At 55.3% G+C, this 24,957-nt stretch carries 29 protein-coding genes; 19 read left to right on the top strand and 10 right to left on the bottom strand.

Annotation, left to right across the window (positions count from 1 at the left end; all coding sequences use genetic code 11):
• Positions 1-8 precede the first annotated feature (8 nt).
• From L6R44_RS07845 to L6R44_RS07820, 6 genes are all read right to left on the bottom strand, one after another.
• Complete coding sequence (locus L6R44_RS07845; RefSeq protein ID WP_237423784.1) at positions 9-1,022, bottom strand: fimbrial protein; 1,014 nt, start codon at positions 1,020-1,022, stop codon at positions 9-11.
• A complete protein-coding gene (locus L6R44_RS07840) occupies positions 1,023-3,650 on the bottom strand; it encodes a fimbrial biogenesis usher protein (RefSeq protein WP_237423783.1) in 2,628 nt (875 codons plus the stop codon).
• A 47-nt stretch (positions 3,651-3,697) separates the two neighbouring features.
• Positions 3,698-4,384, bottom strand: coding sequence for a fimbria/pilus periplasmic chaperone (locus tag L6R44_RS07835; RefSeq protein WP_237423782.1), 687 nt, complete (start codon positions 4,382-4,384; stop codon positions 3,698-3,700).
• 74 nt (positions 4,385-4,458) lie between these two features.
• On the bottom strand, positions 4,459-5,001 hold the full coding sequence (locus tag L6R44_RS07830; protein WP_032642229.1) for a fimbrial protein BcfA: 543 nt from the start codon (positions 4,999-5,001) through the stop codon (positions 4,459-4,461).
• Between the two features lie 1,003 nt (positions 5,002-6,004).
• A complete protein-coding gene (locus tag L6R44_RS07825) occupies positions 6,005-6,853 on the bottom strand; it encodes a dihydrodipicolinate synthase family protein (protein ID WP_237423781.1) in 849 nt (282 codons plus the stop codon).
• A 12-nt stretch (positions 6,854-6,865) separates the two neighbouring features.
• Positions 6,866-7,552: a B3/B4 domain-containing protein gene (locus L6R44_RS07820; protein WP_237423780.1), complete on the bottom strand. Its 687-nt coding sequence runs from the start codon at positions 7,550-7,552 to the stop codon at positions 6,866-6,868.
• 42 nt (positions 7,553-7,594) lie between these two features.
• Here L6R44_RS07820 and L6R44_RS07815 point away from each other — a divergent pair, with 42 nt between their 5' ends.
• Positions 7,595-8,197, top strand: a complete 603-nt coding sequence (locus tag L6R44_RS07815; protein ID WP_237423779.1) for a helix-turn-helix domain-containing protein — start codon at positions 7,595-7,597, stop codon at positions 8,195-8,197.
• A gap of 40 nt (positions 8,198-8,237) precedes the next feature.
• On the opposite strand, the gene ygjG is transcribed toward L6R44_RS07815, so the two are convergent.
• The gene (ygjG, locus tag L6R44_RS07810; RefSeq protein WP_237423778.1) at positions 8,238-9,617 is read right to left on the bottom strand and encodes a putrescine aminotransferase; all 1,380 of its coding nucleotides are present in this window, start codon (positions 9,615-9,617) and stop codon (positions 8,238-8,240) included.
• 435 nt (positions 9,618-10,052) lie between these two features.
• On the opposite strand from ygjG, the gene L6R44_RS07805 reads away from it, so the two are divergent.
• Positions 10,053-11,573, top strand: coding sequence for a methyl-accepting chemotaxis protein (locus L6R44_RS07805; protein WP_237423777.1), 1,521 nt, complete (start codon positions 10,053-10,055; stop codon positions 11,571-11,573).
• Positions 11,574-11,909: 336 nt separating this feature from the next.
• Positions 11,910-13,469: a methyl-accepting chemotaxis protein gene (locus tag L6R44_RS07800; RefSeq protein ID WP_045890495.1), complete on the top strand. Its 1,560-nt coding sequence runs from the start codon at positions 11,910-11,912 to the stop codon at positions 13,467-13,469.
• Here the strand turns inward: L6R44_RS07800 and L6R44_RS07795 are convergent.
• A complete protein-coding gene (locus L6R44_RS07795; RefSeq protein WP_032642214.1) occupies positions 13,466-13,960 on the bottom strand; it encodes a PadR family transcriptional regulator in 495 nt (164 codons plus the stop codon). The genes L6R44_RS07800 and L6R44_RS07795 overlap by 4 nt on opposite strands.
• A gap of 147 nt (positions 13,961-14,107) precedes the next feature.
• Here L6R44_RS07795 and L6R44_RS07790 point away from each other — a divergent pair, with 147 nt between their 5' ends.
• A complete protein-coding gene (locus tag L6R44_RS07790) occupies positions 14,108-14,872 on the top strand; it encodes a siderophore-interacting protein (RefSeq protein WP_237423776.1) in 765 nt (254 codons plus the stop codon).
• On the opposite strand, the gene L6R44_RS07785 is transcribed toward L6R44_RS07790, so the two are convergent.
• On the bottom strand, positions 14,873-16,042 hold the full coding sequence (locus tag L6R44_RS07785) for a DNA repair protein (RefSeq protein ID WP_237423775.1): 1,170 nt from the start codon (positions 16,040-16,042) through the stop codon (positions 14,873-14,875).
• 434 nt (positions 16,043-16,476) lie between these two features.
• On the opposite strand from L6R44_RS07785, the gene L6R44_RS07780 reads away from it, so the two are divergent.
• Both L6R44_RS07780 and L6R44_RS07775 read left to right on the top strand, forming a co-directional pair.
• Positions 16,477-16,980, top strand: coding sequence for a hypothetical protein (locus L6R44_RS07780; protein ID WP_237423774.1), 504 nt, complete (start codon positions 16,477-16,479; stop codon positions 16,978-16,980).
• Positions 16,977-17,324: a hypothetical protein gene (locus L6R44_RS07775; RefSeq protein WP_237423773.1), complete on the top strand. Its 348-nt coding sequence runs from the start codon at positions 16,977-16,979 to the stop codon at positions 17,322-17,324. Before L6R44_RS07780 ends, L6R44_RS07775 begins: the two co-directional genes overlap by 4 nt.
• A gap of 55 nt (positions 17,325-17,379) precedes the next feature.
• On the opposite strand, the gene L6R44_RS07770 is transcribed toward L6R44_RS07775, so the two are convergent.
• On the bottom strand, positions 17,380-17,955 hold the full coding sequence (locus L6R44_RS07770) for a phage repressor protein CI (RefSeq protein ID WP_237423772.1): 576 nt from the start codon (positions 17,953-17,955) through the stop codon (positions 17,380-17,382).
• 227 nt (positions 17,956-18,182) lie between these two features.
• Here L6R44_RS07770 and L6R44_RS07765 point away from each other — a divergent pair, with 227 nt between their 5' ends.
• The 13 genes from L6R44_RS07765 to L6R44_RS07705 all read left to right on the top strand — a co-directional run bounded on the left by L6R44_RS07765 (position 18,183) and on the right by L6R44_RS07705 (position 24,953).
• The gene (locus L6R44_RS07765; RefSeq protein WP_237423771.1) at positions 18,183-18,521 is read left to right on the top strand and encodes a DUF5347 domain-containing protein; all 339 of its coding nucleotides are present in this window, start codon (positions 18,183-18,185) and stop codon (positions 18,519-18,521) included.
• A 68-nt stretch (positions 18,522-18,589) separates the two neighbouring features.
• The gene (locus L6R44_RS07760) at positions 18,590-18,817 is read left to right on the top strand and encodes a DUF2732 family protein (RefSeq protein ID WP_237423804.1); all 228 of its coding nucleotides are present in this window, start codon (positions 18,590-18,592) and stop codon (positions 18,815-18,817) included.
• Entirely contained in the window at positions 18,817-19,038 is a 222-nt protein-coding gene (locus tag L6R44_RS07755; protein WP_237423770.1) for a TraR/DksA family transcriptional regulator, read from the top strand. The genes L6R44_RS07760 and L6R44_RS07755 overlap by 1 nt, the downstream gene beginning before the upstream one ends.
• A 1-nt stretch (position 19,039) precedes the next feature.
• The gene (locus L6R44_RS07750; protein WP_237423769.1) at positions 19,040-21,229 is read left to right on the top strand and encodes a replication endonuclease; all 2,190 of its coding nucleotides are present in this window, start codon (positions 19,040-19,042) and stop codon (positions 21,227-21,229) included.
• 109 nt (positions 21,230-21,338) lie between these two features.
• Positions 21,339-21,779: a DinI-like family protein gene (locus tag L6R44_RS07745; RefSeq protein ID WP_237423768.1), complete on the top strand. Its 441-nt coding sequence runs from the start codon at positions 21,339-21,341 to the stop codon at positions 21,777-21,779.
• 179 nt (positions 21,780-21,958) lie between these two features.
• Positions 21,959-22,162: a tail protein X gene (locus tag L6R44_RS07740; RefSeq protein ID WP_237423767.1), complete on the top strand. Its 204-nt coding sequence runs from the start codon at positions 21,959-21,961 to the stop codon at positions 22,160-22,162.
• Positions 22,153-22,374 (top strand): HP1 family phage holin, encoded by a 222-nt coding sequence (locus L6R44_RS07735; RefSeq protein ID WP_023616187.1) that lies wholly within the window; start codon positions 22,153-22,155, stop codon positions 22,372-22,374. The genes L6R44_RS07740 and L6R44_RS07735 overlap by 10 nt, the downstream gene beginning before the upstream one ends.
• Complete coding sequence (locus tag L6R44_RS07730) at positions 22,358-22,867, top strand: lysozyme (RefSeq protein ID WP_237423766.1); 510 nt, start codon at positions 22,358-22,360, stop codon at positions 22,865-22,867. The genes L6R44_RS07735 and L6R44_RS07730 overlap by 17 nt, the downstream gene beginning before the upstream one ends.
• Positions 22,868-22,875: 8 nt before the next feature.
• The gene (gene lysB / locus L6R44_RS07725) at positions 22,876-23,289 is read left to right on the top strand and encodes an Rz-like lysis system protein LysB (RefSeq protein ID WP_272930049.1); all 414 of its coding nucleotides are present in this window, start codon (positions 22,876-22,878) and stop codon (positions 23,287-23,289) included.
• Positions 23,177-23,422 carry an Rz1-like lysis system protein LysC gene (gene lysC / locus L6R44_RS07720; protein WP_229226321.1) on the top strand — a complete coding sequence of 82 codons (246 nt, stop codon included), beginning with the start codon at positions 23,177-23,179 and terminating at the stop codon, positions 23,420-23,422. Before lysB ends, lysC begins: the two co-directional genes overlap by 113 nt.
• The gene (locus L6R44_RS07715) at positions 23,385-23,852 is read left to right on the top strand and encodes a phage tail protein (protein WP_237423764.1); all 468 of its coding nucleotides are present in this window, start codon (positions 23,385-23,387) and stop codon (positions 23,850-23,852) included. The genes lysC and L6R44_RS07715 overlap by 38 nt, the downstream gene beginning before the upstream one ends.
• Before the next feature lie 112 nt (positions 23,853-23,964).
• Complete coding sequence (locus tag L6R44_RS07710; RefSeq protein WP_237423763.1) at positions 23,965-24,606, top strand: phage baseplate assembly protein V; 642 nt, start codon at positions 23,965-23,967, stop codon at positions 24,604-24,606.
• Entirely contained in the window at positions 24,603-24,953 is a 351-nt protein-coding gene (locus L6R44_RS07705; RefSeq protein WP_237423762.1) for a GPW/gp25 family protein, read from the top strand. Before L6R44_RS07710 ends, L6R44_RS07705 begins: the two co-directional genes overlap by 4 nt.
• Positions 24,954-24,957: the final 4 nt, after the last annotated feature.

Here is a 24,957-nt window from a genome sequence, read left to right as displayed (position 1 = left end):
CATCGCACCTAGGCAAAATCGACTCGCAAACAGGCAAGTGCCGTAAATATCCCTTCCGCTGGCGCGTTACCGGTCGTACTGACAGGGTAGGTTTTCAGCGTAATGTTGGCGTTGCCTGCGTCATTGGTCGTGAAATCGACGCTGCTGTTGATATCGTTGGGCTTTAAAATTGAACCGTTTTCACTGGTGACCACTACGCCAACATCCTGGTTATCCGTCGCAATGGCGTCGGCAATATGGCTGTCTGGCGTGGCTTGCATACGCAATGTCAGATGCGCCGGAGAGATGACGTCGCCGTTGCAGGCAATGGGCACGTTGAAGGTTTTCTCTGGCACGTTATACGGCTTTTTCCCCGCCTCGTTAAAGGCGGCGCTATTCAGCTTCCCTAAATCAACGGTGATAATCTGACCGCCGTTGATTTCGCAGTTTTGCGGAACGGTGACAACACCACTGTAAGTAATTTGGTAAACGATGGTAGAAAGCGGGTCTTTATTATTGGTCGTGACATAGACGTTAAACATCGTTCTGGATGGAATGACCACGGAACCAATAAACGGCTTAACGACCTTTAACCGGAACGTTAAATTCGAGTCATAAACCCCGAAACTTTTTAGCCTATTTACCTGCGTGTTTCGACCCATATGAATGTAGTTAATGGGGGGATAGAAAACCCCAGCGTCGGTGTCGGTAATGCTCATGGCGCCGTTTATATACTCTGGATCGAGTGTTAAGTACTGCCATTGTCCGTCGGTTTCAACCACGGGGAAGCTGGTGATGTAGCTTCGATATGTTCGACTATCGGTGTTAGTGGGATCGTACTCAGGACATATCGCGTCTACGCCAACAAACTGAGACTTAGTCATTTCAGTCGCCTGGCCAAGCTGGTTTTGTTCCTTGGTGAGCGTTGTTGTTAAATCGTAATTCACCAGAGAGGCAGAATTGTTGACGTTATGACAAACGCTTGCCAGACAGTTGAAGGAGGTCAGCAGAATGAGTAATAACGTTGATGAAGGTTTGAGCATTTACTTACACTCCGCTTTCAAACGAACCAAAGTTTGCTTCGTTTCGGGTAACTGATAATTTGCGTTGCACTGGCCGTCAACTGCGTCGCTCCACTGGACGTGGAGTGACCCTTTCTGGCTCAGACCCGACAGGTAGGCTTCGCCATTTTCGCCGACAATGGTATTTCCACCTTCGTCGATGAGGGCAACCACTGCGCCAAACGGCACGGGCTTGCCGTTGTGCATCAGGGTAAAGAGCGCACGCGCGCCCTGGCGTGCTTTGAAGGTTGCGCGCACCAGAGCGCCCTGAGTTGGAACGACGTGCGCGACCGCCTCATCAATATCAAGATCGTCCTGCAAGGAGTTGGTATCCAGCGCCATCCGGTTACGGTGATAGGCCGTGGCGTAAGGGACGATCGCGTAGCCGCGACTGTCGGTATGGATGCCTGGTCCATCTTCAACTTTCACATTGCCGGCACCCGGGGCGGCGATAAGTACATTCGTTTCACCGAGCGGCTGGCTGAGCGTGAGGCCGTTACGGTGTAAGACAACGCCGCCTTCAAGCCCGTAGTTGATCTGCTGATAGTCACCGTTGTTGCTGTAGTTATAACCGGCGTTGATGTTGCCATACGCACTGTCATACTCGGCGTTGAGCGAGCCATTGGCTCCCTCCCCTTGGTTTTGATAACCCTGCTGAATGGCATAGGACAGGTTGTTGTCTTCCAGCAGCGTTCCGTTCAAACCCGCGATGTTCGAAACTTTACCGTGATTGTCTGTACTCGTTCCTGCCGTGGCGTACATATTATTGACGCGTTTTGTCACGTCCCCGCCGGGGTGCAGCCACAGACTGATAGGCAGCGACAGCGTCAAAGAATAGATGCTGTCGCTCTTCTCCAGACCGGGGGCTTTGTTGTAGTTGTAGCTTAGGTTGTAGGTGATACCCGCCGTTGTACCGCTGTATCCGACCTGCACAAGCGTGTTCTTTTTATCGGTATGCCAGTACGTTTGCTGGCTGCCGGTAAGGAAGATTGAGCCAGCCTGCGCAATTTGCTGGGAAATATTGAACTGCAATTTGCCGCGTTTGGTGTAATAGAGGTTGTAATATTCCGTCCAGACCGGCGTGGTGTCTTGATCGTCCTGGTGCTCATTATCACCGTTATCGCCGTTGTACCCTTCCATCCGCTTATAGGTTGTCTCATTAAGGGTATAGAACCCGGAAGTCGAGTAGCGATACCCCAGAAGCTGGAAGTTGGTGCCTAAGCCATTGAGCGATTTGGCATATAAAAAACGAATGGATTGCCCGCTGTGCGTGGAGTCATCCGAAAGCTCGCTTTTTGCATGGGTGAGATCCACCGAGACCGCGCCCAGCGTGCCCATATTCACACCGCCGCCCAGGGCAAGGGCAGTATAATTGGACGACAATTGTGAGCCTGAATACGCCGTAAAGCCTTTTGGCAGGCCCCAAATTACCGTGCCCTGCGCAAAATTCGGATCGTTCTGCTGACTGCTGTTGCTGCGATACCGGGCAACCGTTGCGGCATACTTTACGCGGCCTTCGCGCTGTAAAACCGGAACGGCGGAGTACGGAACGGAGTAGCTGTTTATGCTGCCGTCCGATTCTTTCACCTCTACGGTTAAGTCACCGCTGGAGGAGGTAGGGAACAGATCGTTAATGGCAAAGGCGCCAGGCGGTACATAGCTTTGATAAATGGTATAGCCATTCTGCTTTACGGTGACCTGAGCGTTTGAACGCGCGATGCCACGGATAGTCGGCGCAAAGCCCTTCATGCTATCTGGCAACATGTTGTCATCGGAGTTTAGCTGGATGCCGCGAAAGGGCAGGCTATCAAACACCTCGGAGGGCGTGTAGTTTTCCCCAACCGTAAGCTGACTCTTAAGCGGAATAATGGCCCGCTGGGCATAGGTTGAAACGTGTTCCCAGTCGTTATAACTGCTGGAGCCGGAGTGGCTGTAATTCCAGGTCGAGTAGTCGCGCAGGCGCCACGGCCCAAGATTGAGCCCGCTGTTCAGGTTCAGGAAGTAGTTCTTTGATGTTGAACTGTTTTCACCCTGAGAACGGCTGTGAGAACCGCTGAAGTTGTAGTTCAGTAGCAGGGCATTGATGCCCTCGTCCCATTGTTCTGGTGGGATGTATCCGCGCGCATTGTTGCGAATGACCGCCTGCGGAACGCTCAGATCCAGACGCTGCTGTTCGAAATTAAAACGCGCGCTTGCGGCCGGAATGGCCGTCGCAATATCGATACAGCTGTCGGGGGAGACATCTTTCAGCGCAGGAATAGAGTGAACATTTACGCCGAGATCGTCTAAGGATTTCAGCGTGAAGCAGGCCGTCAGGCCTGTATCGTCATCGCCTGGTGCGGAGGCTTTACGTGCGTTGAAGACAATATCTCGCGTTGACTGAAAATTGTCATTTAGCCACAGATCGACGCGATATGTGCCAGGTGCCTGCCCATCAGCGCTGAAGCGTGATAAATCTGCAACCGCGGATGGATCGCTGGAGAGAAATGCAGGGTTGAAGTAGTAACTTGCCCGTGCATCCAAAGAGGCCAACATACACAGGACTGACAGCGCTACGGGCGCCAGCGAATAGTTACCTGTGTTTAACAAATGTTGTTGCTTACGATGCATTGTCTGTTTATGCCTGGAGGTTAGTGGCGCAGCGTTCGTTCCCGCGGCTAGGCGGATGGACATGACTGCACCGGCGTAGTCGCACCGAAGTCATTAACCGTCTGGAAGCTCACTTGTCCGGCCTGTTCACCGGGTACGTCGACCGTAAGCGTGTTTTTTGGTGAAACCATGTTGTTCTTAAGCAGCGTGGTGCCGACGTTAAACTTCACCAGCGAGACGTAATACGGCGATGGATTGGTAATGGTGACTTTGCCATTAGCGACCCGGCAGCGAAGCGTTTTCGGCGCATCAATAGAAGGGGTCGGTAGCTTTTTAGGGCGTATAAATAATTTAATGACGCTTTGAGTGGCAATTTGCAGCGTGTTTCCGCGCAAGTTGTTTTTATCCACCGCAGGTATCGCTTTGCTATTTAAGTAAAATACGCTTTCGCGATCGGTCGGCAAATCAGGCCCGACGTACATAATCCGTATGGTATTCTCTTTTTTAGGATGCATGACAAATAACGGTGGGGTCAGGATAAAATCAGAAGATTTAGACTGATCGGCATTGGCAACCCACGATTGCACTAAAAAAGCGTTGTTTGTTGAAGAGTTGATAACAGGAAGTGAAACTTGTTTGTCACCCTGAGGATAAATAACGCGAGTCGTGCCCAGGGCAATTCCTCCAGCATAGGCATTTGATACCATTACTGACACAAATAAGAGTCCGCTGGCTATTTTACACATTTTCTTCATGACGACTTCTCTTACCTGCTTGAGAAATAAAGGATCTATATAGCCCTCGTGCTGAGGGCTATCGGGTTAATTAATCAGGAGTAAACCATCTGGAACGTTGCGGTTGCGGCAACGTTACCTGCTACAGCAGCGCCTGTGGCAATATAATCAACGCTCAGAGGGATAATGTTTTCGCCGTTGATCAACTTAATCGTGGACGATGTCGTGCCCAGATTCAGCTTCTTACCATCTGGTCCAAACAGCTGCAGTGCCACGTTCAGCGCGGAGCCAGCGCCTGCAGTGTTCGCCAGCGTGCCGGGCTGTGATTCATCTTGCTGTGCGTTAAAGATGACCGCCGCGTTCTGGCTTACGGAGGTGTCACAGTCTTCCAGTTTGATCTGGAAATCTTCTTTTTGATTGGCCAGCATCCCTGCCTGCGTCAGTTTCACGGTACGAACCTGGCTCAGAATAACGGTCTGGTCGACAGAATCAGCAGCAACAGAACAGGCGGCATTGACAACCTGCCCAACGAAATCAACGGTACCGCCAGAGACGGTTACGGTATCAGCCTGCGCGTTCGCGCAAATACCGCCCGTCACTGCTGCAGCAGTGACCAGTGCCAAAATATTCTTTTTCATACAAATCCTTTTATTAAATAAAGTTCTATTTGGTTGATTTGATGTTTAATTTGTTTGGAACGGCTTTCTCAATCCGTTAGCATGTGAAGTGGAAGGATGATATTAGCTTTACAAATAAACAACGTTGAAGTTTATTTTATGTTTAGGTGAAAAAAAGATCAATATTGGGACTACTCCTTTAGTATTATTTTTACTTAAAAATGAATTAACTTGTAATTAATGATTTTGGCGTGGTGCATTACTTTATTCTTAACGCCTTGTATTTATTGATGTACTATTAAGGTTATTAGTGTTTATAATAACACTGTACTTTATACCTGTTACATGCGTTGGGAGTATTTTGTAAAATCGAAGGGACGGCTAATGCTGTGAAGTTATTGATGCGGTCGATAAATTAACGCGATGACAGAATTTTCTATAAATATATTCAAGAAATATTATTGAATCATATAGACAATTGAAAACACGCCCTCTACATCTGAAGAGTAGGTCTTTATGTCATACCTCTTCCACGCTCGCCAGCAGCGCGGCCAGGTTTTACTCCAGCAGTGTTGCGAGCAGGCTGTCTGCGCAGTATTTTCCTGATGGCTGAGTTGTTTATTTGACAATTATCAGGATGGCTATCCTGATTACCGTACTTATCCAGCAGGTAGAAATCTGTTTTGAAGCCGCTATTTTCGAGTGCCGATGTTAATGTGCGCACCACATTTGCGCGAATAGGCTCATATGGCGGGATCAAAGCTATATTTACGCATCAGGGCGTCAAGGACGTCGCGGAGAATAAGCACTTTTTACACGGCATACCGGCGACATAATCCAGGAACGGAAAGGCGCTGTATCCCAGAAAAAAATAGCGCATGGTCCCTCAGAGGCTGCTGGCCGATTATCTGGAAATGATATCTCATCCTGAAAAAGGAATCATTATTGCGAGATTCCTCGTTTGATCGGGGACGCAACAGATGGATGAAGTTTTGTAGGCCGGGTAAGCGCCACCCGGCGTTTCTCAGGCCAGCTTCAGCTCCGCCAGGATCGCAGCAAGCGCCTCGCGCGGCTCACCCTGAATCGCCTGCAGCGGGAAGGGGAGCGCCGGTGCCTCCACTTTTCCCAGCATCTCGGCTGCCGCTGCCATCACCCGCAAGCTGCCGTAACGGCGGAACAGCGCCCACAGTGGCGCCAGACGTTCTGATTCCGTACCGTCTTTCGAGTGCGCGATTGCCAGTGCCGCCCGAGGGAACAGCCCGCCGACGACGGAATACCAGACGTCAAACCCGGCCTGCAGGGCGGATGCTGCACGCCAGTCGCCGCTTATCCCCAGCGTGACCGTCTTGGGAAGACGCGCCCGCACCTGCGACACATCCTCCGGCATGCGGCCCATTTTCACCGAGCCAATATTGGGCAGCGCCGCTACGGCAAACATCAGCTCGTCGCTAAACTCAAACCCGGTGGTGGCGGGATTATCATAAACGCACAGCGGGACGGAGAGCTGGCGAGTTACCGTCTCATACAGCGAATAGACCTCGTCCGTCGTCAAACGCTGGTACGACACCGGTGCCATCAGCACGCTGGCTGCACCCGCCTTCTGCGCGTGCTCGGCCAGACGCAGAATGTCATCCAGTCTCAGTGCGCCAATACTGACCATGACCGGAGTGCCATTGGCATGTTCCACCGCGCAGCGGGTAATGTGCGTGCGCTCCTCAACGGTGAGGTAAGCATAGCTGCCCGTTGAACCCAGAACACCCAGCGAATCCACCCCCGCGTCGACCAGGGGGCGCAGCAGGTTGATAAAGGTCTGCTCGTCAAACTTTCCCGCTTTCAGGGGCGTTAACGAAAACGCACTTAACCCGTGAAACATCGTGTTGTCCTCTTACAGTTCCAGCAGTTGAACCTGAGCCGTTGCGCCTGGCATGAGGCGTTGCAGGTTGTTGATGAGCTCTGCGCCCGCCTCCTCAAGCGCCGTTAAGGGCATCGACGGCAGGCTTTCGAGAATAAACCACATGGACTGCGCTTCGCTATCAAGACGGGTGCGTACCCCCTGTCGCCAGTTCCAGCGGCGGCAGGTGACGCCGAGGTCGTCGCGCCAGATAACCTCGCCCGGCTCCGGATATTCCAACATCGGCTGGCCCTCTTTAAAGGTATCGAAAGGTTCATGACCTTCGGCCAGCGTCAGGCGCGGCGCACCGGAGTAGGCCGCGAGATTCTCGCCCCCTACCGGAATGGCGTAGCGAATACTCACTGCGTTATAGATATCCACGACCGGATCTAACGACGGCAGCGAGCCGTCTTTTAAGACCCGCTTGCGCAGGGCCGCGGCGGAGCAGGGCGTGCGTTTCGGTTTCGCGCCGAAGGCTTTAAATACCTCATCCCAGTTTGAGAGGTGCGCATCTGCCCACGGCACATCATCATTTAACACCTGCTGGCAGGCCTGCGCCAGCGCGGCAGGGGCAACTTCTGGATGGGTAATCGGTGCGGCTTCAACCAGAATGCTCAGCGCCCGAAAGCCCGGGGCAATTCCGGCAAGACGCGGATCTATTGACGGCGTAACGAGAGACATAAATAATCCTGTATTGACTGTTTTATACCATGGTAGTGACCAATGACTGATAAAGTCAATATAATGACTGCGCAGGGAGCCGATGTTGCCCAGGTAAGCCTGGCCGTGGCGAACCGCATCCGCAACTGGCGTAAAGATAAAAAAATGTCGCTGGACGAGCTGTCCCGCCGCGCCAGCGTCAGCAAAGGGATGCTGGTTGAGATTGAGAAAGGGGCAGCGAACCCCAGCATTGCCATCTTGTGCAAGCTGGCCGCCGCGCTCGGCGTGTCGGTGGCGGATATTGTCAACGTCTCCAGCGAGCCGGTTGTACACGTTATTGAAGAACAGGCCATCCCGGTGCTGTGGCAGGGTGAACAGGGTGGTTACGCCAGACTGCTGGCAGGCACAGCGGGCCCGGATATGATTGAGCTGTGGCAGTGGGAAATGCAGCCGGGAGAACGGTTTACCTCTCCGGGGCACCCGGCGGGAACCTTTGAACTGCTGCACGTAAACGCGGGCGTGTTAACCCTGACGGTGGACGAGACGGTGACCCAGGTTAACGCTGGCGCATCGGCGGTGGCGAAAACGGAAGCGGCGCACGGCTATGCCAACGAGGGTGATACCGTGCTTCGCTTCACCATGACCGTGGCGGAGTTTCACCGATAAAAAGTAGGCCGGGTAAGCGTTAGCGCCACCCGGCATTTTATTACGCCTCTTCCACGCTCACCCGCAGCGCGGCCAGCGCTTTACGCGCCGCCTTCAGCACCTGCTCACACTGCTCAATCGTCAGCGTCAGCGGGGGTTCAACCCGGATGGTTTTCGAGTTGTTAAGCGTGCCGGCCACCAGCACCCGCTGGCGGAACATCTCGCTCGCGAAGCTGTAGCCGATTTCGTTATCAACAAACTCAATCGCCATCAGCATCCCCTTGCCGCGCGCCTCCTGCACCAGATCCGGATATTCCCGGCCCAGCTGGCGGAAGCCGTCCAGCAGCATGTCGCCTTTCTGCTCCGCCTGCGCGGGCAGGTTTTGCTCCAGCAGCACGTTGATGGTCGCCAGCGCGGCCGCACAGGCCAGCGGGTTACCGCCAAAGGTGGTGGTATGCAGGAACGGGTTGTCGAACAGCACCGAGAAGACCTCTTCGGTGGCGACCGTCGCACCAATTGGCATCACGCCGCCGCCGAGCGCCTTCGCAAGGCACAGAATGTCCGGCTGAACGTTCTCATGCTCGCAGGCAAACATCTTGCCGGTGCGCCCCATTCCGGTCTGCACTTCGTCGAGGATCAGCAGCGCGCCAAACTCATCGCACAGCTGACGCACGGCAGGCAGATAGCCCTGCGGAGGCAGGATCACGCCGCCTTCCCCCTGAATCGGCTCCAGGATCACCGCCGCCACGTCATCGCCGGTTTTACGGCATTCACTCAGCGCGGTGCGCATGGCGTTGATGTCGCCAAACGGCACGTGGCGGAAGCCCGGCAGCAGCGGCATAAACGGCTTGCGGAAGGTGGATTTAGCGGTCGCCGACAGTGCGCCCAGGGATTTACCGTGGAACGCGCCGCTGGTGGCAATGAAGGTGAATTTCCCGCGCGGCGACTGGTACGCTTTGGCGAGCTTAATCGCCGCTTCGACCGATTCCGTGCCGCTGTTGCTAAAGAAGCTGTATTTCAGTTTGCCGGGCGTTAGGGCCGCCAGCGTTTTCGCGAGCATGGCGCGAAGCGGGTCGAGCAGTTCCTGGCTATGGAGAGGTTGTTTCGCAAGTTGATTCTGTACGGCGGAAACCACAACTGGATTACGGTGCCCCACGTTGAAGATACCAAAACCACCAAGGCAATCGATAAACTCCTGTCCCTGGGTGTCGACAAGCGTGTTCAGACTCCCCGCTTGCCACTCTACGGCTCCGTAATCCCCGCCGGCGGTAACAGATTTGCGATACTCCAGAAATCCTGGATTGACGTGCTCTTTAAAGTAATCAATGACCTCTCGGTTAAGCTGTTTCATCTCCTCATGATCGAGCGTTCGCTTCTCAATGAGATTCAGTGCGTGCGCGGTACAGGCAAGAGCCGAGGCGCTGGAAGGTAACCTGTTCAAAATGTGCTCCCGGGGATCGCGTATCACATGATACTGGTTTAAGTATTGCAGGGATTACGCCACTTCAGATGCCTTAACGAAAATCGGGATAAACGCCAGGTTAAAATAATGTTGCACAATATTTAATCATGCCGATAGAAGCCAAACGGTATTTAGCGGTACAGGGTAGAGAGTAAAAGACAGGGGGGAAGCGCGGCGCTGCACTAAAGGAGTGCATAGGCTGCAACTTAAGTGGGCGTTAACGGGTCATGCTTTACAGGTAATTTCTTTTTGAAAGTATTAGATATCAATGAATTAAAAAATCGTACAAAAAGTATGGTTTAAGTCAAATCTGCGATCTCCATCAAGTTTAACAACTAAAGATAAATTGTTTACCGCCGAAAAAACATTGACCCACAAAATTAACATTCAAATAACCTGCAAGGGATGCACGCCATGTCCTCTCCAACCTTTGTCACCCAGAATGAATATCCTCTGGACGATGACACCACCTTAATGTCTACCACCGACGTCCACAGCTACATTACCCACGCCAACGACACCTTTGTGCAGGTGAGCGGCTATCAGCTGGATGAGCTAACGGGCCAGCCGCACAATATGGTGCGCCATCCCGATATGCCAAAAGCCGCGTTTGCCGATATGTGGTACACGCTGCAGCAGGGCGAGCCGTGGAGCGGGATTGTCAAAAACCGACGCAAAAACGGTGACCACTACTGGGTGCGTGCTAACGCGGTGCCGATGGTGCGCCGCGGGCAGGTGACGGGCTATATGTCGATTCGTACCCGAGCCACCGCGGAAGAGGTTGCCGCCGTGGAGCCGCTCTACCGGGCGCTGAACGACGGGCGCTGTAAGAAGCGAATTCACAAAGGGCTGGTGGTGGGCAAGGGCTGGCTGGGCAAACTGCCGGCCATGCCGCTGCGCTGGCGCGTGCGCAGCGTGATGGCGGCGCTCTTTGCCCTCCTCACCGCTACGCTGGTAACGACCTCCGCAGGCTGGGCACCGCTCGCGGCGGCGGCGGCGGTGATGCTGCTGGGAACCGTGCTGTTTGAACAACAGATTGTCCGTCCGGTAGAGAATGTGGCGCGACAGGCGCTGAGGGTGGCCACCGGCGAGCGCAACAGCGTGCAGCACCTGAACCGCAGCGACGAGCTGGGGCTAACGCTGCGGGCGGTAGGGCAGCTTGGCCTGATGTGCCGCTGGTTGATTAATGACGTGTCGAGCCAGGTGGTGAGCGTCCGTGACGGCAGCGACAGGCTGGCGCAGGGGAATGAAGATCTCAACGATCGGACGCGTCAGACCGTGGCGAACGTGCAGCAGACCGTCGCGACGATGAACCAGATGGCCGCGTCGGTGCAGAGCAACTCCGAAACCGCCGCCGAGGTGGATAAACTCTCCGTAGCCGCGAGCAGCGCGGCGACGAAGGGCGGCAATGCCATGCAGACCGTCGTCAAAACCATGGACGACATCGCCGACAGCACGCAGCGAATTGGCTCGATCACCTCCCTGATTAACGACATTGCCTTCCAGACCAATATTCTGGCGCTCAATGCGGCAGTTGAAGCGGCACGGGCAGGCGAGCAGGGGAAAGGGTTTGCCGTGGTCGCGGGCGAAGTCCGCCATCTCGCCAGCCGCAGCGCCAGCGCCGCGAATGATATTCGTAAACTCATTGATGCCAGCGCCAGCAAGGTGCAGTCCGGCTCTGAGCAGGTACACGCCGCAGGCCGCACGATGGACGATATTGTCGAGCAGGTGAAAAACGTGACGCAGCTTATCGCCCAGATCAGCCACGCGACCTCCGAGCAGGCAACCGGGCTGTCAGAGCTGACCCGTTCGGTGGCCGAACTCGACAGCATCACGCAGAAAAACGCCGACCTGGTTGAGGAGAGCGCGCACATTTCGTCCATGGTGAAGCACCGCGCCGGGCGTCTTAAGGATGCGGTGACCGTGCTCCATTGAGTCAGTCATGTTCCAATAAAGCCGTTTATTCCGTAAGGAATAAGCGGCTTTTTAACGTCTGCTTGTGACTATTGCTGAGTTTTATTGTTAATTTAATATTAAATAACTAAAGAAAGTGTCTCAGTTATTTATCCCTGCCTAAGTCAGTTATTCAGCGTGCTATTTTGAAAATTACCCCTCTGGTGGTCTGGTAACGATCGATGTGGCGTTATTAATAGTCTGTACCTATCCATTGTGGTGATTATGAAATAAAAAAACGATCAAAGTCATAAAGTTAGCAAAATCGTTACCGATAACAGCGATCGTCTGAGAAATAATCACATCGATGGAGAAAATATGTTCTTACATGACGTAAAGATCGGCACGAAATTATTTCTGGCATTTGGGTTCTTTATTGTCCTGATGGCGATCAGCGCGAGCCTGTCTCTGCTGAGCCTGAACCGGGCAAATAACGGGATGCAATCCATTATTACCAGTGATTATCCAACCACGGTAAAAGCGAACCAGTTAATCGATAATTTCCAGGAATTTATTAGCACGCAACAGCTGATGCTGCTGGACGAGCAGGGGACCTACACGGGGCAATCTCAGCAGCACCTGAAAGAGATCAGCGAGCACATCACGGTGATCCTGGGCGAGCTGAACAACGTGTTGCAGGATCAGAAGTCCCAGCAGGTGCTGGCGGATATCCGCAGCGTGCGCCAGCAGTACCTGGACTCGCGCTACCGCATCCTGCAGGCGGTGCAGAACAACAACCGTGCGGGTGCCATTCAGGAGATGATGACCACCACCCTCGCCGTGCAGCAGGCTTATAAAGCGAAGGTGAAGGAGCTGATTGCCATTCAAAACGGCGAGATGCAGAGCGCAGGCGCGCAGGTCGAAGAGGATTTCAGGTCTAATCGCCTGCTGCTGATCCTGATTACGCTTTTTAGCGTCGCGGCAGGCAGCCTGATCGGCTGGTTTATCGTGCGCGCTATCACCCGTCCGCTCGGCGAGGCGGTGCATTTTGCTAAAGCCATTTCAGAAGGCGATCTAACGGGCAGCATCACGCCGCACGGCAAAGATGAAACGGGCCTGCTGCTGCATGCGCTGATGGAGATGAAAACGCGTCTGCTGGACATTGTGCAGCAGGTACAGACCGGCTCGGAGAATATCTCCAGCGCGGCCGCGCAGATTGTCGCCGGGAACCAGGATCTGGCCGCGCGCACGGAAGAGCAGGCCAGTTCCGTTGAACAGACCGCCGCCTCGATGGAGCAGATCACCGCGACGGTGAAAAATACGGCCTCGCATACCGGCGAAGCGACCAACCTCTCGGCGGATGCCGCCACGGTGGTCAAAAACAACGGCGAGATGATGAAGCAGGTGACCAGCAAAATGCGTCTGATTAACGAAACGTCGAACCGGATGTCCGACATTATCGACCTGATCGACGCCATTGCTTTCCAGACCAACATTCTGGCGCTGAACGCGGCGGTGGAAGCGGCGCGCGCCGGTGAGCACGGCCGCGGCTTTGCGGTGGTCGCCGGAGAGGTGCGCCAGCTTGCCCAGAAGAGCGCGTCGTCTGCCAGCGAAATCCGCGAGCTGATTGAGAGCTCAACCAGCCAGACCCAGGACGGGATGAACCTGGTCGAAAAAGCGAGCGCGCTGATCAACGGGATGGTCGGCAACGTGGAGGAGATGGACGTGATTCTGCGCGAAATTCGCCAGGCCAGCCACGAGCAGACGGAAGGCATTTCGCAGATTAACAGCGCGATTGGCCTGATTGATGCCACCACCCAGCAGAACTCTGCGCTGGTGGAGGAGTCCGTCGCGGCGGCGGCATCGCTTAACGAACAGGCGATGCACCTGAAAGAGCTGGTACGCGTCTTCCGCGTGAGCGAGCACGCACCGGCTTAATCCATCTGGGAGATCTCAAGCGCCGCGCGGTCGATGACGCCGATAATCTGTCTGAGCTGCGCGTCGCTGAGATCGCCCTGATTCACCTTCAGGTCCAGCACCGCTTTGAAGTTATCCAGCGCCCGCTTCATCTGCGGGTTTTTGCGCAGCTGAAAGCCGACGCCGCGCGCTTTGATCCGCACCTGGATCTGCTCCAGCTGTTCCCGGTTTTCGTCCAGCCAGCCTTGTCCTTCAGCGGTGATCGTAATCTTCTTACGCCCGTTCTCTTCTTCCGTAATGGTGATAAAGGTCTGATCCTGAAGATAATCCAGGGTTGGGTAGATGACGCCCGGGCTTGGCGTGTAGTTTCCCTGGGTCAGGTTCTCGATCTCTTTGATCAGCTCGTAGCCGTGGCTCGCGCTGCGGGTCAGGATATCGAGAATGACCAGCCGCAGATCGCCGTGGCCGAAAAAGCGCGGCCGACGCCCGCCGCCTTCGTGTTCGTGTCGCATAACAGGCCCTTAAATTTGATATATCTAAACTATATCTAAGATATATTCAGATGCAATCTAAAAGATCTTGCATTTTTCATTATTAGTAATCATTATCATTTAAGAATTGATTTAGATATATCGTATTCACCAGAGAAGGGGCTAAAAATGGCATCTACCCGTTACCCACAGCGTGTTCGTAACGATCTGCGTTTTCGCGAGCTGACGGTGCTCCGCGTTGAGCGCGTAAGCGCGGGTTTCCAGCGCATTGTGTTAGGCGGCGAGGCGCTGGAGGGGTTTAGCTCCCGCGGCTTCGACGACCACACCAAAGTCTTTTTCCCGGCACCCGGGGCAACGTTTGTACCGCCGGTAGTGACCGATGAAGGCATTGACTGGGGCGACGGCGTGCGTCCGCAGGCGCGCGACTATACGCCGCTGTACGATGAGTCTCGTCATGAACTGGCGCTCGATTTCTTCATTCATGACGGCGGCATTGCCAGCAACTGGGCGTTAAACGCGAAAGCAGGCGACAAGCTGACCATCGGCGGCCCGCGCGGTTCGCTGGTGGTGCCGGAGGATTACGCCTGGCAGCTGTACGCGTGCGATGAATCCGGCATGCCCGCGCTGCGCCGACGCCTGGAGGCGATTGCGAAACTGCCGGTTCGCCCGGACGTTCATGCGGTCGTGACGGTCGGGGATGAATCTTATAAGGCCTATCTGGCGCACCTGAGCGAGTTCAACATCACCTGGGTGGTAGGCCACAGCGAGCAGGCAGTCGCGGACCATCTGGCGGCGCTGACCGTTCCGGGGGACGACTACTTTATCTGGCTGACCGGAGAAGGGAAGGTGGTGAAAAGCCTGAGCCGTCAGTTTGAAACCGACGACATTGACCCTCAGCTGGTGCGTGCCAGCGCGTACTGGCACGCCAAATAATCAGGCTGCCGAATCCAGCTGCGCTTCGTTCACCTGATGTTCGAGCGAGGCGCGAACCTCGTGCAGCGCTTTTTCCTGCTGGGCAAAGTATGCTTCCATGTTGCTCAGCGAGGAGACCAGCAGCCAGGACTCCTCTTTCTCCAGCTCAGCCAGCTCGTTTACCAGGGTGTCGATCTGCTCGCGGACCTGGGCCATTTTTTTGCGGATACGTTCCAGATCGTTCAGCCTGTCGCTTGCCATTAATGGCTCGAAGCCCTGCTGCAGGCGGGCCACGAGCGAGCGAATGGCTTTCACATCGCCGCGCTGCTTCGCCTGGTTGAGCTGCACCATCATATTGTTCGCTTCTTCTTTCAGATCGTCCGCCACCAGGTCCGGGTGGCAGAGCTTGCTCGCCTGCCGCCAGAGACGCTTGAGCTCGTTCTGATCTTCTTCTGAAAGATGCTTCCCTTTCCGCAGCCGCACCTCGGCATCGTGATGCTGCTCACGATACTTCTCGTACTCTTCGTTAGCGTCGTCGCGCGCCTGACGTGCAGGCTCCTCTTCGCGCGTTAAGCCGCTCTCCAGCTCCAGCGCTTCGGCCAGCAGGTTGGCAATCAGATTGCTTTGCTGCTCCAGATGCTTACGCGCCTCTGCGGCCTGAACGGAGTCGGCCGGGAGATCGCGCCAGCGCTGGGTGAGCGTCGCCAGCACCTCTACCGCCTGCGCCATATAGCGCTGGCAGCGACGGTAATCTTCCTCGCGACGACGCGCCTCCGCCTGCTGACGGCGCAGGTTGAGCTCGGCCAGCGTTTTACGCAGGGCGAGGATCTGCTGCATCAGCGGCCCGAGGCGCGAGAAGTAGAGGTCGTTAAACTCATCAAGCTGCTGCACGCGGGCGTTGCGGCGGTCAATGAGATCGCGCAGACGCTCTTCCAGCGCCTTCAGCTCCAGCTTGCTGGCGGCCACCTGCGGGTCGCGCCACGGGGTTACGGCGCGCTGGCCCTGGAGCCACGCGGTAATGGCCGCCATGGCCGCGGTGTAGTTCTTCTCCTCGAGCGCCACGACGATTGCCTGTAGCTCATCGTCAAACGCTTCATTTTTCAGGCGTGTCAGCTGGCTCTGGATGATGTCGTCATCTTCCAGCTCAATGGCATTTTTAATGATTTCTAGCCGTTTGATCGGTGTGCTCATGATGCCTTTCGCTTTGGCGCTTAAGTATTTGAGTTAAGGTTAGTTGTTGTAAACGCTACAGGAAATAATACACACGGATGATGATCGGCGCGATGGGGGATTTCTTTAGTTTTTAGGTTTGTGATTAAAGAGACATGATGGTTTGTGTTCTTCGTTCCCGCTCTGCACATGCTTCCATAGCTTTGCTATGGGGCTCGCAGCGCTCTCCGTGCCTGAGGAACATCATGTAACAATGGCCATTTCAATGTACAAATCGTATTAGTAAATTCCTCAAAAATCCGACGTCACGCTCATTTTTATTACACTAAACCTAAATTTATTTTTTTTAATTGACCTTAAATCTATGAGTGATTTGTTAATAACATTTCGGGATGTTAATGCCTCGGCATTGTCTCCCGAAAAATAAGCAATGATAGATATATAAAGGTAACGGTATGCGATTTTTAAAATATATAATTATTTCAGCAATAGTGAGTCTTTCTGGCTGTAGCACTTTTTTTCCTGAGCCGAAAATGTACACGCCTCCCGCGAATAGCGAGGATGTGGCTAAGATCCGCCTCATTGGCCCGCCGATGAGTTATGGTATCTATCAGTATGATAAATATGGGAAAGAAACAGGTGGGTGGGTACTTAAACACAATCGCTATCTGAATCCTTTCCTTGGGTCGACGAAAGATATCGGTCTCCCTAAAGTCACGGGAAAGAAATACGATAAAGACTATTTCGAAACGCTGATTGTGCCAGACGAAAAAACGACTATTCAGCATGCTTTATACCAGGGGTGTAATGTATCGCTCACTTTCACGCCAGAAAAGAAAAAAATCTACGAAGGGCATATTAGCTATAGCGATAAAACGGGATATTGCGTGCTTTATATGAAAGAAGTCGCGCTTGATACCGTCAATGGCATTTATGTTGAAAAGGATTTTGTACAGTGAGAGCCATTAACATATTCGGCGTGGCGTTAGCCTGTCTCCTGAGCGCCTCATGTGCATCGAACTACGACGGAACCAAGGCGACAAGCCTGGCTCAGTATTCAGAAAAAGAGATAAAGCAGAAGCTGATCCCAGAGGTCACGACCCGCAAAGATGTGCTGATTGCTTTTGGCGTACCTGCAAATACGGCTGACTACAACAATACGCGCCACTGGGAGTATACGTCGCAGATCCTCGACCGGCGTATCTATCTCATCATTCCACTTAATCTGGATCGCAAGCAGCACCTGTCCGTCGATTTTTCTGACAAAGGAATTCTGACTTCATACAACTACATCGAAAAATAACGTTGTAAATCAATCAAAAGGCTGACGATTGTCGTCAGCCTTGAATCTGGCAGCCTCAGCTCACCTCGCTGTAAATCCCCACCACGCGACCCACCGTTTTTATCTCGTCGATACCGCATTCAAAGGGCACCTTGCCGCCCGCCACGTGGAGCTTTTTCCCCGGCAGCAGCGTGAGGTCGCGGATGCTGGCGGTGCCTTCAATCTCAACCAGCCACAGGCCGTCGGTTAACGAGGCGTCTTTTTCAATAAAGTGCAGCTTCCCCTCTGCCCGAATGGCGATACCGCGCGCCAGCGGTTTGCTAAAGACAGCAGAGTCGATACTCAAAATGGAATTTTCTTCGAGTTTGCCGTCACTGAGTGTGAAAGACGAAACCGAAACCGGATCGCCCGGCGCGCCGTGACCTTCAAACTGCGCACCCTGTCCGGTCATCAGCCAGCGAAGGCTCGCGCCGGTGTCCAGCGCGCACTGCACCGCAAAGTCATAAGAAATGGTACCGCGCGCGTAGCGGTTCTGAAGCGAGCTGGCGGCGATATTGAAGTGGCGTGCGAGCTGGATTTTCTGGGTGAAACCATATACCTGACAGATTCTATCGAGTAACTCTTCATTATTCACTTGAGAATCTAATATCAAAATATATTCCTTTGGGTGTTTACTAATACTCATTTGGGTATTAATATCATTGCAAATGCGGGCAATCAGCAGCAGACGTTGGCAAACAGAGGCTAATGATTGCAGACAGTATCAAAATGGGAATCATGAAGCATGGCATCTGAAATCGCAATCACCAAACGGCGGAAAAAGCCGTGCTCTGCCCGTTTTGAATGCATTAGCGTGCATACATTTACGCGAGAGGTGATATGGCAATAGAAGCTGCCCGTGCAAGGGTTCCACTTAGCGTGGGGGAGCGTCTTAGCGGGCTTAACCACGTCGCTGAACTCCGCGCCCGATACGGAAGCGATAGCGGAAAAGATCTGGCTCGGTTTATGGCTGACATGCGCGATAGGCGCGATCCCTGTTTTGAGGAGAACGGCAGGGCGCTGGCCGCCCTTTTTTTCCTCGCGAGACTGCCCGTCGCCCGTCATGAGTGCGATTTCAGCGAGCTGGCCACAGAGGAGAAAAGGGCGCTGATTAACGCCATGAACCATATTCGTGCTGTCGTGAGTTTATTTCCTGAACGGCTGACCATGCCGTTGTAACCCAACCCAAAAACTTATGGCGTAAACCCGCCGGGCATTCTATTGCCTGAAATTAAGGAGAACGCGTGATGCGACACGGTGAAAACCGCCCTTACCCGATAGGGAACGAAGAGCTGCAACGCCTGCTGGCGGAAGCAAAAACAGAGGAACGATGCGCGCGAGCCCTCGCGGTCTCCCTGCGTCTGGAGGCGCTGGCGAGCCATATCTACAAAACCGGCATGAGCGGTGAAGACGTGGCGGAACTGCTGTGCCACGAGGCGGCCCGCTACGAGCGTGAATCCCAGGAGCTGCACTGATGGCCGACTTTATCGATCTTGCTCAGGCGCGCGAGCAGGAAGACAGGGAGCGTTACATTGATCGCGCCCGCAGACGGCCCGCATCGCCTTCGCGTTTCCTCTGCGAGGAGTGCGAGGCTCCGATACCCGAGGCGCGCCGGATGGCGGTGCCCGGCGTGGCCCTGTGCGTCACCTGTCAGGAGATCGCGGAGATGAAAAATAAACACGTCCGGGGAGGATGAATTGGCTACGCCATTTGCTTATCCGTGGAATGCTCCGCGGTCGGCCATTGCCAGCCCTTATCTCACCCATGCCCAGCAGCAGCGCCGCAACCGCCTTTTCGCGGCGCTGCAGCAGGCAAGAATGGCCCTCTCACAGCAGCCTGACTGCGTTCGCTTTGAGGTTTGGCGCACGGTTGACGCCCTCGAGCAACATCGGGGCAGCCCGCAGGCCAATGCCTTCTTGATCCGCTTCTGCAACAGGATGTTACCCCGCCTGCGGCAGGTCTCTGAACGCTATAGCTGCGCAGGCCTGCACGACGAGGTCTCCAGGGCCGTTTTTGACGGTCATTTCGACACTCCACTTCTGCAATACCTCGCCTCGCGGATGGTCGCGCTGGTTGCCCGCTATAACCGCCTTCCGGATATGTCCCGCGCGGATATCGACCTGCTGGCCGCCGATATCGCCAGCTTTATTCGCGGCGAGCTGGCGAATATTAACGATGCGGAGATGGGCGAATACCAGACGCTGTACGTCTGGTATCAACGCGCCGGACTGATCGCCCGGCAGTTCAACGTGTCGCCTCCTCACTGGGAGCGGGTGTCGAAAACGTTTTTCGACAAAGATGACGTAGCGGCGGCGGTGATCCGCCTGTTTTCCGAGGCGTGGTGGCGCGGGCGTCTGCGTCGGATCGCGGCTGCCTGGCGCGAGCATTTGCAGATTGCCCTCGGCAACGTCAGCAAAAAGAGAACGGCGTATGCGAGCAAACGCTGCGTGACCGAGTGGCGCGAGCAGAAGCGCCGCACCCGCGAATTTCTCAAGGGGATGGAGCTGGAAGATGAGGAGGGCAACCGCATCAGCCTGATTGAAAAATACGATACCTCGGTGGCCAATCCGGCGATACGCCGCTGTGAGCTGATGACCCGCATCCGCGGGTTTGAAAATATCTGCGAGGCGCTGGGCTATGTGGGCGAGTTCTATACCTTAACCGCGCCCGCGCCGTATCACGCGACGCTGAAATCGGGCTACCCGAACGCGAAGTGGAACGGCGCCAGCCCGGCGGATACGCAAGGCTACTTTACCCGGCAGTGGGCGTGTATCCGCGCAAAGCTGCACCGGGAGGGGATCCGTATTTTCGGAATCCGCGTTGCGGAACCCCATCACGACGGTACGCCCCACTGGCACATGCTGATGTTCATGCTGCCGAAAGATGTTGAATGCGTTCGCCGGATTATCGGGGATTACGCGCGGCAGGAGGATGCTGATGAGCTGCAGAGCGAAAGCGCCAGACGGGCGCGCTTTTACGCGGACGCGATCGATCCGCAGAAAGGCAGTGCAACCGGCTATATCGCAAAATACATCTCGAAGAATATCGACGGCTATGCGCTTGATGGCGAGACCGATAACGAAAGCGGCGGGCTGCTGAAGGACTCCGCGTCCGCCGTGTCGGCCTGGGCGGGGCGCTGGCATATTCGCCAGTTTCAGTTCATCGGCGGTGCGCCGGTAACGGTCTACCGCGAGCTGAGGCGTCTGGCGGATACCGAGGCCACGCGCGGTCTGAGCGTTGAGTTTGCCGCCGTCCATGAGGCTGCCGACGCCGGCGACTGGGCGGGTTACGTCACCGCGCAGGGCGGGCCGTTTGTGCGTCGCGATGATTTACAGGTGCGCACCCTGTACGCGCCGCGCGCCGGGTTTAACCAGTACGGGGAGGAAACGGTCCGCATCCGCGGCGTGTACGATGCCGTCGTTGGCGCGGGCAGCCCGATTATAACCCGACTCACCCAGTGGAAAATTGTGCCGAAGCGGGTCGCGGATCTTAAGAGCGCGCCTGGATCCTCTCGGAGTTCTGTCGATAACTGTACGCTCACCGATCTTTCTCAACCTCTCAGCCGTCGTGCGAGGCGGGCATTAACCGAGCGCATCAAATTTATCCGCCCCGGCGCGACGTCGGCCATCGTCTTCGCGAGCGATCCGCAGAACGGGATCCCGGAAAAGGTGATCGAGGAGATACGGCTCACCACCGCTATCGCCATCAGCCGGGGAGAGGCGCTGCATCTTATGGCAGGTGGCGTCAGCCGCTTTAACGATAAATGGTGCAGAGGCGCAGCTGACGGATCGCTATTTCCTGCACCGTGTTCCTACCCGGAAAAGGCGCGGAAAATCCTTGAACGTATTGGGTATTTAACGGATTGCTTCGCTCAGAGAACACGCTAATCTCCATCCATATCATGTACATACCGCGAAAGGTTCTGATTTTTCGCTTCACTCTTTTTATGAATACATGCTACTGTATGTTTATACAGTATCTCGTGGTGGAGGTTGTGTGGACAGAGAGTTGAACGAGCAGGTCATGATTGAACGCGTCGAGATGATTGCGCGACTGACGACCGAAGGAACGTGTCAGGAAAGAGATCGTGAGATTGCCCTGAATTTGATTGCTGAGATTGCGCGGGGAAATTTAATCAAGAACAACGCGTTTACCGTGGTTTTCTCAGCATCGCCTGTTCCGGAACGAATCAAAAAAGAGAGCAACGTTCGGGTGAACATTACTCTCGATAAGGATCAACTGATTGCTCCTGCCGTCGTTGAGGCTTTTCAGAGCGAACTGACCCGCAGAGTACGATCCCTGTTTCCGTCATCGCGGGTGACCGTGAAAATAGGATCGGTGACGGGGGTCGAGCTCCAGGGGCTTGAAAAAGAGGCCGATCGCGAAATGCTGGACGCTATTCTCCGGGAAGTCTGGGAAGACGAAAGCTGGCGCTAGCCTTAGCGTTATCGCCCGAACGCACACCCTCATTCACATTTTGCGCTTCCGCTAAAAGTCGCTTCGCTGCTCGCGGACGGCCTGTTGTGCCCGCGATTGTCCATCCTTCAGCGATAGCGAAAAAGCGGCTGGCCCGGGAAACTCTACGGTACCTGGAGACCGGATGTTGGGAGCGTCTGATGAAAATTTATGCAATGCAGGGGGACACGCTTGATGCCGTTTGCGCCCGCTTTTATGGGCGCACGGCTGGCGTCGTTGAAGCCGTTCTGAAGGCCAATCCTGGCCTCGCGGAGCAAGGCGTTATTTTGCCTCACGGCACGCCGGTCGAGATGCCGGAGGTGAATAGCGCCCCCACCAAAGAATCCGTAAACCTATGGGACTGAGCCTGGAGAAAATCACCACGTTTATCGCCTACTGGCTGGCCGTGGCGCTGGCCTGGTTCGGGGCGATGTCTCCTGAGAAAGTCGCGCTGTACGTGGGGAGCGTTTGCGCCATTTTTACCGCGCTGACCAACTACTGGTTTAAGCGTAAAACCTGGCGCTACCTCCAGTCTCTTGGCCTCGATAAGAAGAGCATTCGTGAACTCAATCATTAAGCGTTGCAGCGTCGCCAGCGTGCTGGCCCTGGCGGTGCTGATGCCTGACTTTCGATTATTGAAAACGTCCCCGGAGGGGCTGGCGCTGATTGCCGATCTCGAAGGATGTCGCCTCTCGCCCTACCGGTGCAGCGCCGGTGTATGGACGTCAGGTATTGGCCACACGGCAAACGTCGTGCCGACGCGGGACGTTACCGAGCGCGAGGCTGCCGCAAACCTGGTTGCTGATGTACTCAACGTTGAGCGGCGTCTGGCGGCGTGCGTGGCAGTGGAGATGCCGCCCCGGGTCTACGACGCGCTGGTGAGCTTTACGTTTAACGTCGGTGTAGGCGCCGCCTGCCGTTCGACGCTGGTGTCCTTTATTAAGCGTAAACAGTGGCCGCAGGCGTGCGAACAGCTAACCCGCTGGGTGTACGTCAACGGCGTCAAAAATGCCGGGCTTGAAAATCGTCGCGTTCGCGAGAAGGCCTGGTGCATGAAGGGGCTGCCGTGAGGGCCCTGATGCTGGCGCTGGCCGGGCTGCTGGCCATCACGCTGTGGCTGCGCCATGACAACCTGACCTTATCCCGTTCCTTAGCCACGGCAAACCGGGTCGCCAGCGAGCAAAAAAATGCCCTCGCCACGCTTAACCAGCAGCTTTCCCAGTCGCAACGGATGGCCAGAGCAAACGAAAACGCCCAGGTCAGGCTGCGTGAAGAGTTTGTCACTGCCGGTGAGGAGCGGGCAAGACGGGAAGCCACTATCGGGAGATTACTTAATGAAAATGAAGCGTTACGCCGCTGGTATACCGCTCAGCTGCCTGATGCTGTCCGCAGGCTGCACACCCGCACCGCCTGCGCCTCCGCAGCCCATTGTTTACAACGCCTGTCCGAAGGTGAGCCGTTGCCCGATGCCGGGAAGCGAGCCCGCCACTAACGGCGATCTCAGCGCGGATATTCGTAGGCTTGAATACGCCCTTATCGCCTGCGCGCTGCAGGTTGAAACCATTAAAGACTGTCAGGATAAACTCGATGCACAAACTCAAGAGCCTGCGTCAGGCATTAATTGACGCGATCCCCCAGCTGAATGCCAACCCGGAGCGCCTGCAGATGTCGGTCGGCAGCGGCAACATTGACGCCCGCCTGGCGTCCTCACTCTCCTTTGAAAAGCGGTATGCGCTGAACGCGACGGTCAGCGGGTTCACCGGCAACAGCGAGGGATTTTTTGTCCCGGTGCTGGCCTGGCTGCGGGAAAACCAGCCGGACATTTTTACCCTCGATGAAGGGCGCAAAAACGGTTACACCTTCTCGGCCGTCTTAAATGATGACGATACGACCGATATCAGCATCAGCGTGCAGGTGACCGAGCGCATTCTTGTTTCTCAGGATCAGGGCGCTCTGCACGCGACGTATTCCCCGGAGCCACCGCTGCCGGAGCCCGTTACGCGCCCGAAGGCGTTGTACATCAACGGCGAGTTGGTCAGCCAGTGGGAGGACTAGTCTTCCCGCGCTGAAGGCCGCCAGCCGCCTGCTGTCCTGGCCGCTTGTTGTATCATCCCGCAGAAAACCCCGCCTCGTTGCTGCCGTTCCTCCTGAACGGCATTCTCTTCTCATGAATACATTAACTTCCATGAACGGTATCGCTCGCGCGATCCGCAATCTGATTCGTATCGGTGTTGTGACTGACGTTGACCTCAGCAGAGGGCTTTGTCGTGTCCAGACCGGCGGGATGAAAACCACCTGGCTGAACTGGCTAACCTGTCGTGCGGGACGTTCGCGCGTGTGGTGGGCCCCTTCCGAGGGAGAACAGGTACTGCTGCTGGCCATCGGCGGCGAGCTGGATACCGCTTTCGTGCTGCCGGGCATTTTCTCGGACGACCATCCGGCGCCGTCCGGGTCGCCTGACGCGTTTCACGTCGCGTTTCCTGACGGCGCGGTGATCGAGTACGAGCCCGGGCGCGGGGCGCTGACGGTTTCAGGCATTAAATCGGCCGACATTACCGCCTCTGAATCGCTGACCGCCACCGTGCCGGAGGTGCGGGTGACGGCAACGTCCCGCATCACGCTGGATACGCCTGAAGTGGTGTGTACCAACAGATTAATCACGGCCTCTCTTGAAGTGCAGAAGGGTGGCGTGATGGCCGGAGACATTGAGCACTCCGGCGGTAAATTCACCTCCAACGGGGTGCAGGTGGACAACCATGCGCACGGCGGTGTGCAAAGCGGCGGAAGCTGGACTAAGGGGACACAATGACGGTGCGTTACAGAGGAATGAACAGGCAGACCGGGCTGAGCCTTTCGGAGGCTGAACATATCCGGCAAAGCGTGCGCGACATTCTGGTCACGCCGATTGGATCGCGGGTCATGCGGCGTGATTACGGCTCGCTGCTGGCGGCGATGATCGACAGGCCACAGAGCCCGGCGCTGCGCCTGCAGATCATGGCCGCATGCTATTCCGCCATCCAGAAATGGGAGCCGCGGATAAGCCTGACGGCCATCACTTTCGAACGTTCGGAGAACGACGGGACGTTGTATGTCGATATTACCGGCACGCGCCCGACCTCCGGACACTCCTTTTCTATCACCATTTCACTGAGTTAAACGC

Source organism: Enterobacter cloacae complex sp. ECC445, from assembly GCF_021892025.1.
Taxonomy (GTDB): domain Bacteria; phylum Pseudomonadota; class Gammaproteobacteria; order Enterobacterales; family Enterobacteriaceae; genus Enterobacter; species Enterobacter chengduensis.
Note: the sequence above shows the minus strand (reverse complement) of the source record. Positions and strands in the feature narration are given on the sequence as shown.